The 14,382-nt window shown below is 70.5% G+C and carries 15 protein-coding genes; 12 read left to right on the forward strand and 3 right to left on the reverse strand.

Going from position 1 to position 14,382, the window contains the following annotated elements:
- Positions 1–3: 3 nt before the first annotated feature.
- From ACIBI9_RS23120 to ACIBI9_RS23145, 6 genes are all read left to right on the forward strand, one after another.
- The gene (locus tag ACIBI9_RS23120) at positions 4–885 is read left to right on the forward strand and encodes a sugar phosphate isomerase/epimerase family protein (protein ID WP_397224224.1); all 882 of its coding nucleotides are present in this window, start codon (positions 4–6) and stop codon (positions 883–885) included.
- Positions 882–1,547: a nucleoside/nucleotide kinase family protein gene (locus tag ACIBI9_RS23125; protein ID WP_397224225.1), complete on the forward strand. Its 666-nt coding sequence runs from the start codon at positions 882–884 to the stop codon at positions 1,545–1,547. The genes ACIBI9_RS23120 and ACIBI9_RS23125 overlap by 4 nt, the downstream gene beginning before the upstream one ends.
- A 111-nt stretch (positions 1,548–1,658) precedes the next feature.
- On the forward strand, positions 1,659–1,931 hold the full coding sequence (locus ACIBI9_RS23130) for a hypothetical protein (RefSeq protein ID WP_397224721.1): 273 nt from the start codon (positions 1,659–1,661) through the stop codon (positions 1,929–1,931).
- Between the two features lie 103 nt (positions 1,932–2,034).
- Positions 2,035–2,700, forward strand: a complete 666-nt coding sequence (locus tag ACIBI9_RS23135; RefSeq protein ID WP_397224226.1) for a DUF998 domain-containing protein — start codon at positions 2,035–2,037, stop codon at positions 2,698–2,700.
- 38 nt (positions 2,701–2,738) lie between these two features.
- Entirely contained in the window at positions 2,739–3,113 is a 375-nt protein-coding gene (locus ACIBI9_RS23140; RefSeq protein ID WP_397224227.1) for a YciI family protein, read from the forward strand.
- A 57-nt stretch (positions 3,114–3,170) separates the two neighbouring features.
- Positions 3,171–4,430 (forward strand): RNA polymerase sigma factor, encoded by a 1,260-nt coding sequence (locus ACIBI9_RS23145; protein WP_397224228.1) that lies wholly within the window; start codon positions 3,171–3,173, stop codon positions 4,428–4,430.
- A 60-nt stretch (positions 4,431–4,490) separates the two neighbouring features.
- Here ACIBI9_RS23145 and ACIBI9_RS23150 read toward each other — a convergent pair whose 3' ends face one another.
- Complete coding sequence (locus ACIBI9_RS23150; protein ID WP_397224229.1) at positions 4,491–5,273, reverse strand: IclR family transcriptional regulator; 783 nt, start codon at positions 5,271–5,273, stop codon at positions 4,491–4,493.
- A 93-nt stretch (positions 5,274–5,366) separates the two neighbouring features.
- Between ACIBI9_RS23150 and ACIBI9_RS23155 the strand changes: the two genes are divergently transcribed.
- Genes ACIBI9_RS23155 through ACIBI9_RS23175 form a run of 5 tightly spaced genes read left to right on the forward strand, consistent with a single transcriptional unit; the run spans position 5,367 to position 10,745 of the window.
- Positions 5,367–6,923 carry an ABC transporter substrate-binding protein gene (locus ACIBI9_RS23155; protein ID WP_397224230.1) on the forward strand — a complete coding sequence of 519 codons (1,557 nt, stop codon included), beginning with the start codon at positions 5,367–5,369 and terminating at the stop codon, positions 6,921–6,923.
- A 10-nt stretch (positions 6,924–6,933) separates the two neighbouring features.
- Positions 6,934–7,860 carry an ABC transporter permease gene (locus ACIBI9_RS23160; protein ID WP_397224231.1) on the forward strand — a complete coding sequence of 309 codons (927 nt, stop codon included), beginning with the start codon at positions 6,934–6,936 and terminating at the stop codon, positions 7,858–7,860.
- Positions 7,857–8,774: an ABC transporter permease gene (locus tag ACIBI9_RS23165; protein ID WP_397224232.1), complete on the forward strand. Its 918-nt coding sequence runs from the start codon at positions 7,857–7,859 to the stop codon at positions 8,772–8,774. Before ACIBI9_RS23160 ends, ACIBI9_RS23165 begins: the two co-directional genes overlap by 4 nt.
- Positions 8,771–9,751, forward strand: a complete 981-nt coding sequence (locus ACIBI9_RS23170; RefSeq protein WP_397224233.1) for an ABC transporter ATP-binding protein — start codon at positions 8,771–8,773, stop codon at positions 9,749–9,751. Before ACIBI9_RS23165 ends, ACIBI9_RS23170 begins: the two co-directional genes overlap by 4 nt.
- A complete protein-coding gene (locus tag ACIBI9_RS23175) occupies positions 9,744–10,745 on the forward strand; it encodes an ABC transporter ATP-binding protein (protein WP_397224234.1) in 1,002 nt (333 codons plus the stop codon). The genes ACIBI9_RS23170 and ACIBI9_RS23175 overlap by 8 nt, the downstream gene beginning before the upstream one ends.
- On the opposite strand, the gene ACIBI9_RS23180 is transcribed toward ACIBI9_RS23175, so the two are convergent.
- Positions 10,746–12,122 carry a serine hydrolase domain-containing protein gene (locus ACIBI9_RS23180; RefSeq protein WP_397224235.1) on the reverse strand — a complete coding sequence of 459 codons (1,377 nt, stop codon included), beginning with the start codon at positions 12,120–12,122 and terminating at the stop codon, positions 10,746–10,748.
- A gap of 270 nt (positions 12,123–12,392) precedes the next feature.
- Here ACIBI9_RS23180 and ACIBI9_RS23185 point away from each other — a divergent pair, with 270 nt between their 5' ends.
- Positions 12,393–12,695, forward strand: a complete 303-nt coding sequence (locus ACIBI9_RS23185; protein ID WP_397224236.1) for a hypothetical protein — start codon at positions 12,393–12,395, stop codon at positions 12,693–12,695.
- A gap of 120 nt (positions 12,696–12,815) precedes the next feature.
- Here the strand turns inward: ACIBI9_RS23185 and ACIBI9_RS23190 are convergent, their stop codons facing one another.
- A complete protein-coding gene (locus ACIBI9_RS23190) occupies positions 12,816–14,321 on the reverse strand; it encodes a nucleoside hydrolase-like domain-containing protein (protein WP_397224237.1) in 1,506 nt (501 codons plus the stop codon).
- Between the last annotated feature and the right edge of the window lie 61 nt (positions 14,322–14,382).

The following is a 14,382-nucleotide window of genomic DNA, read 5'->3' on the forward strand; positions in this document are numbered from 1 at the left end:
CAGATGACCAGCAAACCCATCGGCAACCCCATCGGCGTCCACGCTCTCGTCTGGGTCGGGGACACCGGCCCGGCCTCGCTGGCGTACGCGATCGACAAGACCAAGGCGACCGGCTTCGACCTGCTGGAGATCTCGCTGCACGACTCTGCGAACCTCGACGTCGCCGCGGCGCGCGAGGCCCTGCGTACGGCGGGGCTGGGCGTGGCCTGCTCCCGCGGCCTCGCCTTCGACGCCGACGTCTCCAGCGACGACCCGGCCGTGGTCGAGCGCGGCGAGAAGCTGCTGCACGACTCCCTGGCCATGACCCGCGAGCTGGGCGGCACCCACTTCACCGGCGCGCTCTACAGCGCGCTCGGCAAGTACGGCCGCCCGCTCACCGAGGCGGGCCGGCGCAACGTGGTCGCGGTGCTGCGCCGGCTGGCCCAGGAGGCGAGCGGCCACGGCATGACGCTCGGCCTGGAGATCTGCAACCGGTACGAGACCAACGTCATCAACACCGCCCGGGACGCGCTGCGGCTCGCCGACGACATCGGCGAGGACAACGTCCTGATCCACCTCGACACGTACCACATGAACATCGAGGAGGACGACCTCGTACGTCCCGTGCGCGAGGTCGGCGACCGGCTGGGCTACGTCCACATCGGCGAGAACCACCGTGGCTACCTCGGCTCCGGCCACCTGGACTTCACCGCGTTCTTCCACGCCCTGGGCGACATCGGATACCAGGGGCCGATCACCTTCGAGTCGTTCTCCTCGGCGGTCGTGATGGAAGGGCTCTCCAACGACCTGGCCATCTGGCGCAACCTGTGGGACGACGGCGAGGACCTCGCCCGGCACGCCCGCGCCTTCATCGCCGGTCAGCTCCACACCAGCCGAGCCCGATGAACCTGGACGACCTCCTTGCCCGCGCCCGAGCCTGGAGCGGCCGGCGGGCTCTGCTGGGCATCACCGGCAGCCCCGGCGCGGGCAAGACCACGCTCGCGGTGACCCTCACCCGCCTGCTCCGGCAGGAGCCGCCCCCCGGCCTCACCGCCGACTGGGTGGCCCACGTCCCGATGGACGGGTTCCACCTGGCCGACGTCGAACTCGACCGGCTCGGCCGCCGCGACCGCAAGGGTGCCCCCGACACCTTCGACGCCGCCGGCTACGCCGCCCTCCTCCGCCGCCTGCGCGAGGACGAGGAGGACGTGGTCTACGCCCCCGCCTTCGAGCGTGACCTGGAGCAGCCCGTCGCCGGCAGCATCCCGGTCCCCCGCGCCGCCCGCCTGATCATCACCGAGGGCAACTACCTCCTGCTCGACGAGGGCGACTGGGGCCGCGTACGGCCCTGGCTGGACGAGGTCTGGTACTGCGATCTGGACCACGCCGAGCGCGTGGACAGGCTGGTCACCCGGCACATCCGCTTCGGCAAGCCGCCGGAGCACGCGGTGAGCTGGGTGGAGGAGGTCGACCAGCGCAACGCCGACCTGATCGCCACCACCAAGACGAAGGCCGACCTGATCGTGCCCGACGCCGTCATCCGCTCGATCGGGCATCCCACCTGCTGACCGGCACCGATCCCGGCACGTCGGCTTCTCGTAACCCTGAGTGAGCACACCGAGTTCGGGGGCCGGGATGAGCGAGGCCGCCCCGGCCGTGCGCGCACGCCGCTGGTACGCCTGCCGGAAGGGGAGTTCGCGTTCCTCTGCAGCCTCGTGTGCTTCCCCGCCGACGACCCCTTGCTGGTGGACAGGCTGGTCGAGACCAACCATGCGGTGTACGACCGCATCCGCGCCGTCGGCGGCCACCTCTATCCCGTCAGCGCCGTCGCGCTCACGCAGGCCGGCTGGAAGGACCACTACGGCCCGTTGTGGCCTGCCGTCGAGGACGCGAAGGCCCGCTTCGACCCCCGCCACCTGCTGACTCCCGGGCAAGGGATGTTCTCCGAATAAATCTTGAAAAATCTTCCGGGCGCGTGTCGAAAACGCCTCGCCTCGTTCGCAGCGTCTCCAGAGGGCCGGATGGGCCGGCCCCGCCGACGCGAGGTTGACGACCATGACCCAGCCGCTTGACCACTCCCCCGCCCGCCCGATCTCCATCCAGCGCCTGCTCCTCGGCTGCGGCGTCGTCGCCGGTCCGTTCTACGTGATCGTCGCCCTCGCCCAGGCGTTCACCCGGCAGGGCTTCGACCTGACCCGCCACCCGTGGAGCTTCCTGGCCAACGGTGAGCTCGGCTGGATCCAGACCGCCAACTTCGTCCTCACCGCTCTGGCCACCATCGCCGCCGCCGTCGGCCTGCGCCGCGCTCTGGCGCCCGGCCGGGGAGCCCGGTGGGCGCCGATCCTGGTCGGCGTGTTCGGCGCCAGCATGATCGGCGCCGCGATCTTCCCCGCCGATCCCGCGATGGGTTTCCCCGCCGGAACCCCCGAAGGCCCGGGCGTCATCACCCTGTCGGGGACCCTGCACATGGCCGTCGGCGGCGTCGGGTTCCTGTGCATGGCCGCGGCCTGCTACGTCATCGCCTCCCGGCAGTCCCGCGAGGGCCGCACGGGCTGGGCCCTGTACTCCCGCCTCACCGGCACGCTGTTCCTCGGCTCGTTCGTCGGCATCGCGAGCGGCGGCGGCGTCGCCTGGGCCAACCTGCTGTTCGTCGCCGGCATCGTGGCGATCTGGAGCTGGCTGTCGCTACTGTCGCTGAACCTGTCCCGCCACACCGCCTGACCTTCCATTCCCCACCCGTAGAGAAAGGAAATTTCACGATGCGTTACCTGGTCACCCTCAGAATCACCGCCCAGCCCGACGGGCCGCCGCCGGCCGAGCTCATGGAGGCCATCTTCAAGCTCGGCCAGGAGGCCACCGAGGCCGGGGCCCTGCTCGACAACAGCGGCCTGGCCCCCAGCTCCGAGGGGGCGCGGGTCGAGGTGAGCGGGGGCCGGCTGACCGTCAGCGACGGCCCGTTCGCCGAGGCCAAGGAGCTGATCAGCTACGCCCTGTACGAGGTCAGGAGCAAGGAGGAGGCCGTGGAATGGACCAGCCGCTTCCTCAAGCTGCACCGTGACCTGTGGCCGGGATGGGAGGGCGAATCGGACGTGCTGCGGCTGTTCACGCCCGAGGACTTCGCCCCGCCGGCCTGATCCCGCGCTTCACCGGCCGCGGACGTGGTCCGCGGCCGGATGTTGTATGCAGGACGCATGACGGTAGCCGATTCGCACCGGGCGGTGGAGGCGGTGTGGCGGATCGAGTCCGCCCGGGTCATCGCCGCCCTGGCCCGCATGGTCAACGACATCGGGCTGGCCGAGGAGCTGGCGCAGGACGCGCTGGTGGCCGCGCTCGAAGAGTGGCCACGCAAGGGCGTACCCGACAATCCGGGCGCCTGGTTGACGCTCGCCGCCAAGCATCGGGCCATCGACCAGTTCCGCCGCCGCGACACCTACCAGCGCAAGCTGCAGGAGGTCGGCCGGGACATGGAGCTGCGCCAGGAGTCGGCGGAGGCCGAGCTCGACGAGGCCCTCGACGACCACATCGGCGACGACCTGCTGCGCCTGATCTTCACCGCCTGCCATCCCGAGCTACCCGCCGAAAGCCGGCTCGCGCTCACCCTTCGCCTGCTCGGCGGCCTGTCCACCGCCGAGATCGCCCGCGCCTTCCTCGTTCCCGAGCCCACCGTCGGGCAGCGCATCTCGCGGGCCAAGCGCACCCTCGCCGACAGGAAGATCCCGATCGAGCTGCCGCCGCCCGCCGAGCTGCCGGCGCGGCTGGCCTCCCTCCTGGAGGTCATCTACCTGATCTTCAACGAGGGATACGCGGCGACCGCCGGCGACGACTGGATCCGCCCCTCGCTGTGCCAGGAGGCCATGCGCCTCGGCCGCGTCCTGGTCGGGCTCCTGCCCGCGGAACCCGAGGTGCACGGCCTGCTCGCGCTCATGGAGATCCAGGCCTCGCGCATCCCGGCGAGGACCGCCCGCGACGGCTCGCCCATCCTGCTGCTCGACCAGGACCGCAGCCGCTGGGACCGGCTCCTGGTCCGCCGCGGCCTGGACGCGCTGCGCCGCGCCGAGGAGCTGGGCACGCTCGGGCCGTACGGGCTGCAGGCGGCCATCGCCGCGTGCCACGCCCGCGCGCTCACCCCGGAGGCCACCGACTGGGAACGCATCGCCGCCCTCTACCGGCTGCTGGCCCACCTCACGCCCTCGCCGATCGTCGAGCTGAACCGGGCGGTGGCGGTCGGCATGGCGTACGGGGCCGAGCGCGGGCTGGAGATCGCCGACAGCCTCCGGGACGAGCGCGCTCTGCGGGAGTACGCGCATCTGCCCGCCGTCCGCGGTGACCTGCTGGCCAAGCTCGGCCGGGCCGAGGAGGCGGCCGCCGAGTTCCGGCGCGCGGCTGAGCTGACCCGGAACGTACGCGAACGCGACCTGTTCCTGGAGCGCGCCGCCGCGCTGTCTCCCTGAGGTAGCTTGCGGGGACGTCCTCATAGGGCTCGCGAGGTCGTCCGTTGCAGATTGATAACGTCAGCGGACGATCCGCTCCCTGGCCCGGAGCAGGGCGGCCACGATCTTCTCCTCGCGGTCGGGGTAGAGGCGGACGACCGGGATGGAGCAGCTCAGAGCCTCGTTCGGGGGCGAGGCGAAGTCGAGGGCGACGGCGAAGCAGCGCAGGCCGATGGTCGACTCCTGCTCGTCGATGGCGTGGCCGCGCTGCCGGATCGCCTCCAGCTCGGCGCGCAGCGCCGCCCGGTCGGTGAAGGTGTTGACGGTGCGGGGCTCCAGCTTCTCGGGCAGGAGCTCGTCGACCTCGTCCCACGGGCGGCCGGCGAGAATCGCCTTGCCGAGGCCGGTCGCCCAGGAGGGCAGGCGCCGGCCGGGCCGGGAGACGACGGCGAGGGAGTGCCGGGAGATGTTCGTGGCCAGGTAGACGATCTCCGCGCCGTCGAGGCGGGCCAGGTGCACGGTCTCGCCGAGCTCGTTGTTCAGCTCGTTCATCACCGGCTGCGCCCGCTGGACGACGTCGTCGTGCTCGACGTACGAGGCTCCGGCGCGCAGCGCGCGCAGGCCGATCCGGTAGCGGCCGGCGCCGTCGGCGTCGATCCAGCCCGTGTTCACCAGCGTGGTGAGCAGCGCGTACGCGCTCGCGCGGGGCAGGCTCAAGCCGGTGGCCACCTCGCGCAGCGAGCACGCGTGATCCGCGGAGCTGAGGTATTCGAGCACGGCGATCGTCCGCTCGGCCGATTTGACGCTGCGGACACCCCCGGACTCGGCGGGTCTCAGTGACGGGTCCGAACCTTCTTGCGTCATCGATTGGCCTCTTGACGTTCGTTGAAACCCCGACTTAATGTCTCGGCTACAAATATAGACACTGTCTTCATATGTAGACAAGAGGTTGTCCGAGTGATCAATACCCCCAGCCGCCGTCAGGCGGCCTCTGCCCTTTTGGCGCTCGGCGCCACCTTGTCGGCTACCGCCTGCTCGGTCGCCAACAGCGGCCCGGAGCCCTCTTCCGGCGCGGCGGCGAGCACCGTCCGCATCGTGTTGCCGGAGGAACCTCCGACGCTGGAGCCGTGCGACGCCTCCCTCACCGCGACCGGACGCGTCACCAGGGCCAACATCACCGAGGCGCTCACCGAGCGCGACCCCGGCACCGGCCAACTCCAGCCCGCGCTGTCCACGGAGTGGAAGCAGGACTCGCCCACCGAGTGGACCTTCACCCTGCGCAAGGGCGTGAAGTTCCACGACGGCACCGCGTTCGACGCCAAGGCGGCCGCCTTCTCCATCGACCGCACCGTCAACTCCAAGATCGACTGCAACGTGAAGGGCTACGTCTTCGGCGGCATCGAGCTGACGGCGACGGCCGCGGACGACGCCACCCTCAAGGTGAAGACGGCCAAGCCGGACCCGATCCTGCCGCTGCGGCTGTCGTTCGTGGAGATCGTGCCGGCCACCACAAATGCCACCGCCAAGGTCCGCGAACCCGTCGGCACCGGGCCGTACAAGATCGCCAAGTGGGACACCGGTCGTAGCCTGCGCCTGGAGAGGTACGCCGGGTACTGGGGCAAGGCGCCGGAGTTCGCCGCGGCCCAGTACGTCTGGCGCGGCGAGGGCAGCATCCGCGCGGCGATGGTCAAGAGCGACGAGGCGGACGTGGCCATCGGGCTCGCCCCCGAGGACGGCGCCGGCGACGCGGCCGTGCAGTTCCCCAACAACGAGACCTCCTTCCTGCGCATCGACGCCGACAAGGCGCCGCTCAACGACCTGCGTGTGCGCCAGGCGATCAACTACGCCATCGACAGGAACGGCCTGGTCGCCTCGGTGTTCGCCGGGCTCGGCAAGCCGGCGGGCCAGCTCGTCCCTGAAGGTGTGACCGGTCACAGCACGTCCGTCCAGCCCTGGCCGTACGACTTGGCGCAGGCCAAGAAGCTGATCGCGGAGGCCAAGGCCGACGGCGTCCCCACGGACACCCAGATCACGATCATCGGCAGGAACGGCATCTACCCCAAGGCCGCCGAGGCGATGGAGGTCGTGCAGAACGCGCTGACCGAGGCCGGGCTCAAGGTCAAGATCCACATGCTCGACGTGAACGCCTGGCTGGAGTACCTGCTGTCGCCGTTCGTCAAGGACGCCGGTCCCATCCTGCTGCAGGCCCAGCACGGCAACCAGGCCGGTGACGCGGCCTTCACGATGGGCCAGATCTACGGCACCAAGGGCGCGCAGAGCCCCTACGGCACCAAGGAGCTCGACGAACTGATCACCGCCGGCGAGCAGGCCTCGGGCGAGGAACGCCAGACGGCGTTCGCCAAGGCACTGGAGTACCAGAGCAAGGACGTCGTACGGGACGCGGTCCTCGCGCACATGACCGGAATCCTCGCACTGTCGAAGAAGGTCACCTACAAGCCCAACGCCGCCACGAACGACGAGATGCGGCTCGCCGAGATGCACCCGGCCGGCTGAGGGGGCAGGCGTGCTGACCTTCCTGCGGCGTCGCGTCGTCTCGAGTGCGATCCCGCTGGTCGTCGTGATCCTCGGGGTGTTCTATCTGGCGCGCCTCACCGGCGACCCGGCGAATCTCTACCTTCCGCTCAGCGCCACTCCGGAGATGCGGGCGGAGTTCTCCGCCCAGCATGGGTTCGACCGGCCGGTGCTCGTCCAGTTCGGCGACTATCTGGCCCAGGTCATCCACCTGGACTTCGGTGAGTCGCTGCGAACCGCCGAACCCGCCGCCGCGGCAGTGCTGCGGGCGTTCCCCGCGACACTGCAGCTGGCGGGGACCACGATGATCCTGGCCATCCTCGGCGCGGTCGTCGTCGGGAGCTGGGCGGCCTACCGCCCCAACTCCCTGGCCGACCGGGTCGCCAGCTTCACCTCGACGACCGCGGCGAGCATGCCGGACTTCTGGTTCGCCATCATGGGCGTGCTCGTCTTCGCCGTGGCCCTCGGCTGGCTGCCCACCTCGGGCACGGAAGGCGCGGCGGCGTGGGTGCTTCCGGTGGTCACGCTGCTGATCCGGCCGTTCGGCGTGCTCGTACAGGTGGTGCGCGGGGCGATGGTCACCGCGCTGTCCGCGCCGTACATCAAGGTCGCCCGGAGCAAGGGCGCGGGCGAGCTGCGGGTGGTCTTCGGCCACGCGCTGCGCAACGCCGCGCCCCCGGCGCTCACCGTGGCCGGCGACCTCACGGTCGGGCTGGTCAACGGCGCCGTGGTCGTGGAGACCATCTTCGGCTGGCCGGGGATCGGCAAGCTGATGATCACCTCGATCCTGCAGCGGGACTTCGCGGTGCTTCAGGCCGCGGTCCTGGTGACCGCGGTCACGATCTTCGCGCTCAACATCGTCATCGACGCCTGTTACGCGCTCCTGGACTCCCGCGTCCGTCAGGGGGTGACGGCATGACCGCCATCGACGCCCCTGCGGCAAGGCCCGTCGTCCGGCGGACCTCCATGTGGCGGCTGCTGCTGCGGGACAAGTTCGCCTGCCTGGCGGTGGTGATCCTGGTGGTCGTGGCCGTCTCCGCGATCGTGGGGCCGATGCTGTTCGGCGACCTGGCCGTGAAGCAGAACCTGCGGGCGGTCAACCGGCCGCCGTTCAGCCTCGACGACGGCTGGGCGTTCGTGCTCGGCAGCGACTCGCTCGGGCGCAGCGTGCTCGCCAGGCTCGTCGTGGCGAGCCGCACGACGCTCTCCGTCGCGATCCCGGCCGTCGTGATCTCCCTCGCGGTCGGCTCCGTCTGGGGGATGTGGGCGGGCTACCACCGGGGGTGGCGGGAGAACGTCTCCATGCGGGTCGCCGACGTCATCCTCAGCTTCCCGTCGCTGCTGCTGGCCGTGGTCGTCCTGTACGTCTTCTCGCCCAGCGCCGGCAACATCATCCTGGTCCTGGCGATCGCGAGAATCCCGATCTACCTGCGGGCCGCCCGGGCGGAGTCGGCGGAGTTGCAGAGCCGGCTGTTCGTCGACGCGGCGCGCACGTTCGGAGCCAAGAGCTGGGCCATCATCGTCAGGCACGTGGCGCCGACGGTCATGCCCACCTTGTTCACCGTCGCGACGCTGGATTTCTGTTTCGTGATGCTGACCGAGTCGTCGCTGAGTTTCCTGGGCATCGGCATCCAGCCGCCGGACATGAGCTGGGGCCTGATGGTCGCCCAGGGCCGGCAGGTGCTGCAGAGCGCCTGGTGGATCGCCGTCTTCCCGGGCCTGGCCATCGTGGTGACCACCGTGTCCGCGACCGTGCTCGCGTCCTGGGCGCGCCTGGCCATGGACCCCGGCCAGCGCTGGCGCCTCACTCTCACCAAGGAGGTGAAGCCGTGACGACTCCGGCGCTGGAGGTGGATCGGCTGGCGGTCGACATCCGCACCCCCGCGGGGACGGTCCGCGCCGTGCGCGAGGTCAGTTTCTCCGTACGTTCCGGGGAGACGCTGGCGCTGCTGGGCGAGTCGGGCTGCGGCAAGAGCATGACCGCGCAGGCCATCGTCGGCCTGCTCGACCCCGTCGCGCACGTGGCGGGCGGCGCCGTCCGCCTGGACGGGACCGACGTGCTCACCCTGCCGCCCGCCCAGCGCCGGAAGCTGGCCGGCCCCGGCCTGTCCATCGTGTTCCAGGACGCGCTCACCGCGCTGAACCCCGTCCAGACGGTCGGCGCCCAGCTCGCCGAGCCGTTCCGGATCCACGAGCGCCTGTCGCGCCGCGCCGCGCGGGAGCGGGCGGTCGAGCTGATGGAACGGGTCGGCATCCCCGAGCCGCGGGCCCGGCTGCGCGCCTACCCGCACCAGTTCTCCGGCGGCATGCGCCAGCGGCTGCTCATCGCGCTGGCCGTGGCCCTCCAGCCGAAGGTGCTGCTCGCCGACGAGCCCACCACCGCTCTCGACGTGACCGTACAGGCCCAGATCATGGAGCTGCTGCGCGAGCTGCGCGCCGAGCAGCAGACGGCGCTGATCCTGATCACGCACGACCTCGCGGTCGTGGCCGAGCAGGCCGATCACGTGGCCGTCATGTACGCGGGCAGCATCGTCGAGACCGGCCGGGTGGCGGACGTGTTCTCCCGGCCCCGCCACCCGTACACCCGCGGGCTGCTCGACTCGGTGCCGGCCGAGGTGGCGCGCGGCACCAACCTGAAGTCCATCCCGGGCAGCCCGCCCGACCTGCACTCGGTGCCCTCGGGCTGCGCCTTCCGCGCGCGTTGCCCGATGGCCACCGAGGTGTGCGCGGAGGAGCTCCCGGTCCTCACCGAGTCCGGACCCGGACGTCTGGCCGCGTGCCACCACTGGAAGGAGCCGGCCGATGGCTGAGCCCGCCGCGGAAGCTCCCCTGCTGGACGTGGCAGGAGTGAGCAAGACCTTCCACGTGGCCGGCCGCGGCCGGCTGCGCGCGCTGGACGGCGTGGACCTGCGGCTGGCCCGGGGCGAGACGCTCGGCCTGGTCGGGGAGTCCGGCTGCGGGAAGTCGACCCTCGCCAGGGTGCTGCTCATGCTGGAACGTCCGGACCAGGGCCACGTCAGGTTCGAGGGGATGGACCCGTTCGCGCTGCGTGGCAAGGAACTGCTCAGGTGGCGCCGCCGGGTCCAGATGGTGTTCCAGGACCCGTTCGCGTCGCTGAACGCCCGGCTGTGCGCCGAGGACATCGTCGCCGAGCCGTGGCGGACGCACCGCGACCTGGTGCCGGTGAAGGAGCGCGGCAAGCGGGTCGCCGAGCTCCTCGAGATGGTGGGGCTGCGGGCGGGCGACGCCCGGCGCTATCCGCAGGAGTTCTCCGGCGGCCAGCGCCAGCGGCTGGGGATCGCCCGCGCCCTCGCGCTCGAACCCGACGTCATCGTGTGCGACGAGCCCGTGTCGGCGCTCGACCTGTCCGTCCAGGCGCAGGTGCTCAACCTTCTCACCGACCTGCAGGCCAGGCTCGGAGTGTCGTACGTGTTCATCTCCCACGACCTGTCCGTCGTCCGCCACGTCGCCGACCGCGTCTCGGTCATGTACCTGGGCAGGATCGTCGAGACGGGCCCGACGAAGCAGGTGTTCGACCGGCCGCGCCATCCCTACACGGCCGCGCTGATGTCCGCGGCGCCGGTGCTCGACGTCACCTCGGGAGAGCGGCGCGAACGGATCCTGCTCAAGGGCGAGGTGCCCTCCCCGCTCGACCCGCCGTCGGGGTGCCGGTTCCGGACCCGCTGCTGGAAGGCGGAGGACGTCTGCGCCCAGGAGGCGCCGCCCCTGGAGCCGGCCGAGGACGAGCCGCTGCACGGGGCCGCCTGCCACTTCCCGCTCCAGGAGGTGGCAGCCGCTGATTGATCAGGAGGTGGCCGTGGTCCGGCCGAACAGCCGGCCGGCGAGGTCGACGCCCACGACCGTGCCGCGGTCGTCGCGGGTGAAGAAGCCGCGCTGCCCCTTCAGGCCGCCCTCGGTGATGACGTACTCGTCGCCGTCGCCGGGCAGGAAGCCGACGGCGGCCGGCGGGTAGTCCGGGGGCATCTCGGTCTGCGACGCCTGGCGGATCTCCGGCTTGATCCCGACCTCGAGGGTGAGCCGGGTGCCGTCGGTGGCGAGGTCGAGGTTCATGGCGTCGATCTCGTAGCGGCCGGCGACCTCCAGCGCCCGCGCCCGGTCGTACGGGATCGGCTCGGGGTCCCGCTCGACCACGCCGAGGTAGTGCTCCAGCGCCCAGCGCGCGACGGCCTCGTTGAAGCGGTAGCCGTCCGGACCGGCGTTGGCCAGCGAGACGACGGCGAAGTCGCGTTCGGGCACGATGAGCAGCTCGGCGAACTGGCCGTTGCCGGATCCGCCGTGCCCGATGGTGCACACCCCGTCCACCTCGCGCAGGAACCAGCAGATGCCGAAGGCGTCGCCGAGCGTGCTGGCCCGCAGTTCGACCGTCGGCTCCCGCATGCTCCGCAGCGCTTCGGCGGGCAGCACCCCCTCCGCGGCGCCCAGGTGGAAGCGGGCCCAGGCCAGCAGGTCGCTGACGGAGGAGACGATGCCGCCGCCGGGGTTGTTGCCGCGCATGCCGGCCCGCCACGCCTTCCACGGCTGCGCGAACCGCAGCGTGCCGTCCTCGCCACGGTTGTATCCGACGGCGAAGCGCCGGACCATGACGTCGTCCAGCTCGAAGAAGGTGTTCGACAGCCCGGCCGGCTCCAGGACCAGCGAGGACACGGCCTTCTCGTAGCTCAGGCCGGTGACGTTCTCGATGATCCGGCCGGCCAGGTTGTAGCCCGCCTGGCTGTAGGAGGCGCGGGCGCCGGGCGGCGCGATCAGTGCCAGGCCGGCCAGCTGCGCCACGAACGCGGCCAGGGAGCCGTCCTCCCCCTCGATGTCGATCAGGTTCCAGTCGAGGCCGGCGGTGTGGTTGAGCAGGTTCAGCACGGTGATCTGCGCGGCGGCGGCCTCGTCGGCGAGCGTGAGCTCGGGCACGTAGCGGCGCACCGGCGCGTCCAGGTCCACCTTGCCCTCCGCGACCAGGCGCATCAGCGCGGTCGCGGTGAAGGTCTTGGTCACCGAGCCCAGATGGAACAGCGTCTTGTCATCGACCGGCAGCGGGTTGTCGAGGCTCGTCACGCCATGAGCGGCGACGAGCTCCCGGCCCCCGGTCAGCACCCCGACGGCGACGCCGGGAATCCCGAACTCCTTGGCCGCTACTTCGACGAACTCGGCCAGCTTCTCCTGCGACATGTGATTCCCTCTCGGCTTCTCGTACGTTCTGGCGTGCACGTACGACGATGGGCGCCGCCGCTGTTACGGGTCTGACACCGCGCTGGCACGCCCTCTCAGCGGTTTCGGCGCCGGCCGACCGTGAGGACGGCCGGCCAGTGGCGGGTGAGCCGCTTCTGGGGCGTCTGCTCGCGGTAGCGTGGGATCAAGTTCTCTGTCGGAGGTGATCACGGTGCACCCGGTCTTATGACGGCCCCAGCCAGGGGCGTCACGGAGCCGAAAGGTGACCGTATGAGCAGGACCGACAAGACCCGGCCCTGGTGGGTGGGGATGGCCGACGTGCCGATGGTGACGTGCCGACCTATACATGATCATCGATTCGGGCGCTGCACGCTGCAGGACGACATCACTGCCGACAGCGCGTCCCTGAATCGCCGTATGAGCGGCTGTTACTGGGGTGCCACCGACTACTACCTGTTCGAATGCGGCCCCCTCAGCGGGGGCCGGGAGTGGTACGACTTCCGGCGCGAGGAGCGCCGCCGCAGCCGTCACCAGGCGCGCCACGAACTGCGCGCTTATCGCGGCGAAGACTGAAAGAAGACGGAGGTTCGGAAAGCACCACCGCCGAACGTCCCACTCCCGGTACGCGCCCCGCGTTGACGGTTCCTCACGGCCAGACGTGCGCTCCCGAAGCCGCTCCGCGCCCGAGCCGGGTCATTTCACGGTCACGATGATTCGCTGGTAGGCGGTCAGCGCCGGGCTGCCGTCGTCCTTCACCTCGACGATGATGTGGATGGTGCTCCCCGGCCGTGCGTCCGCCGGCACGGTGAAGCTCGCCCTCGAGGAATGGCGCCCGGGCGCGGCGTCCCCGTCGGTGGTGATCTCGACGGCGCCCTGGTAGCTGCCCGCCTCCTGGTACTGCCACCAGCGAGAGCTGAGTTCGTCTCCGTCGGGATCCGTCGCCCTGGCGGAAAGGTGCACTTTCTGCCCGGGCCGGGCGGTGATGTCGCGGCGTCCCGCCGGCAGGGTGACCTGGGGCCGGTGGTTCGCGGCGCGGAAGTCGGGCGTCACGCTCCACTGCAGGCGCGCGGCGAAATCGAGCTGCGCGGCCTCGAACCAGCGTGCCGCCGAATAGTCGGCCGGCGCGTTGCCCTGCGGATCGTGGTCCACTGCTTTCGAGGCGAGCCATTCGGACGGATCGTCGGGGTTCTGCTCCTGGCGGCCGCCCCATCCGCCGTAGTTGCCTTTCTCGTAACCGCGCAGACCGTTGTCCACGAGGTTCATGAAGTTGGACGTGTCGCCTTCGGAGATCCAGGAACCCTTTTCCTGGATGGGCATCCAGATTTTGTAGCCGCGTGCGCGTAGCTCGTCCTCGCCGAGGTAGGAGAGGCCGAAGTGATCCCAGACATCCCCCTCCACCATCTGCTTCCCGTCGCCCCAGATCCGGTACAGCGCGCCGAAAGGTCCCTTGGCGGACACGTTCTCCGCCGTCCACCGGGCCGACAAATACCGCGCGTGCTCGGGAAGGACCGTGCGGCGGGCGAAGTAGCCCCAGATCGTGGTCGCCACGTCCCGTGCCTCGATGTCCGGCCAGTTGGGGGCGATGTAGTCCTGATAGGTAACGTCTTGTGAGCCGAACTTGGTGATGATCGCCTTTCGGGACACCTCGCGGCGGATGCGGTCCCATCGGGGCGTTCCCTCGTACTGCTCCTGGATCGATTTCAGCGCGCGGGCGATCGTGCTCGTCCCTCCCCACGCCTGCAGGTAGACGGGTCCGCCCTTGTCGTCGAGGAGAACGTTCTTGATGAGGTTCGATCCCGGGGTCTCTTTGGAGATGTCCCCTTCGAACTCGACGTTGCCCACGCGGATCTTGGAGTACAGGCTGCGGGGGTCGGGGTAGTCGCGGTCATGGCGTACGAGGTTGGGGTAGACCTCGGCGTACGCCTTCACCGCGGTGTGGATGAACTGCTCGTCCTGCGCCCACCGCCACGACGTCTGCGGAGTGGTGTATTCCCTGCCCGGCAGGAAGAACTCCGTCCCCCTGCCGTCGCCTTTCCAGTGGAACCGGCTGCTGGCGTAGATGAGCCCCTCGGTCGTCACCTCATTGCTGTAGAGCAGGTATCGGATCAGCGAGTTGGCGTCGTCCAGCTCCGGGTCTGCGGTGACGATGGTCCGCGGCCGGGGGCTGTGGGTGGTGGCTTCGGCTGGGGGCGCCGTCATGCCCGCCCCGAGCGAGAGCAGTAAGAAAGTCCCGAGAGATCTCCGTACCCAATGACTTGCC

It is taken from the genome of Nonomuraea sp. NPDC050451 (genome assembly GCF_044458585.1).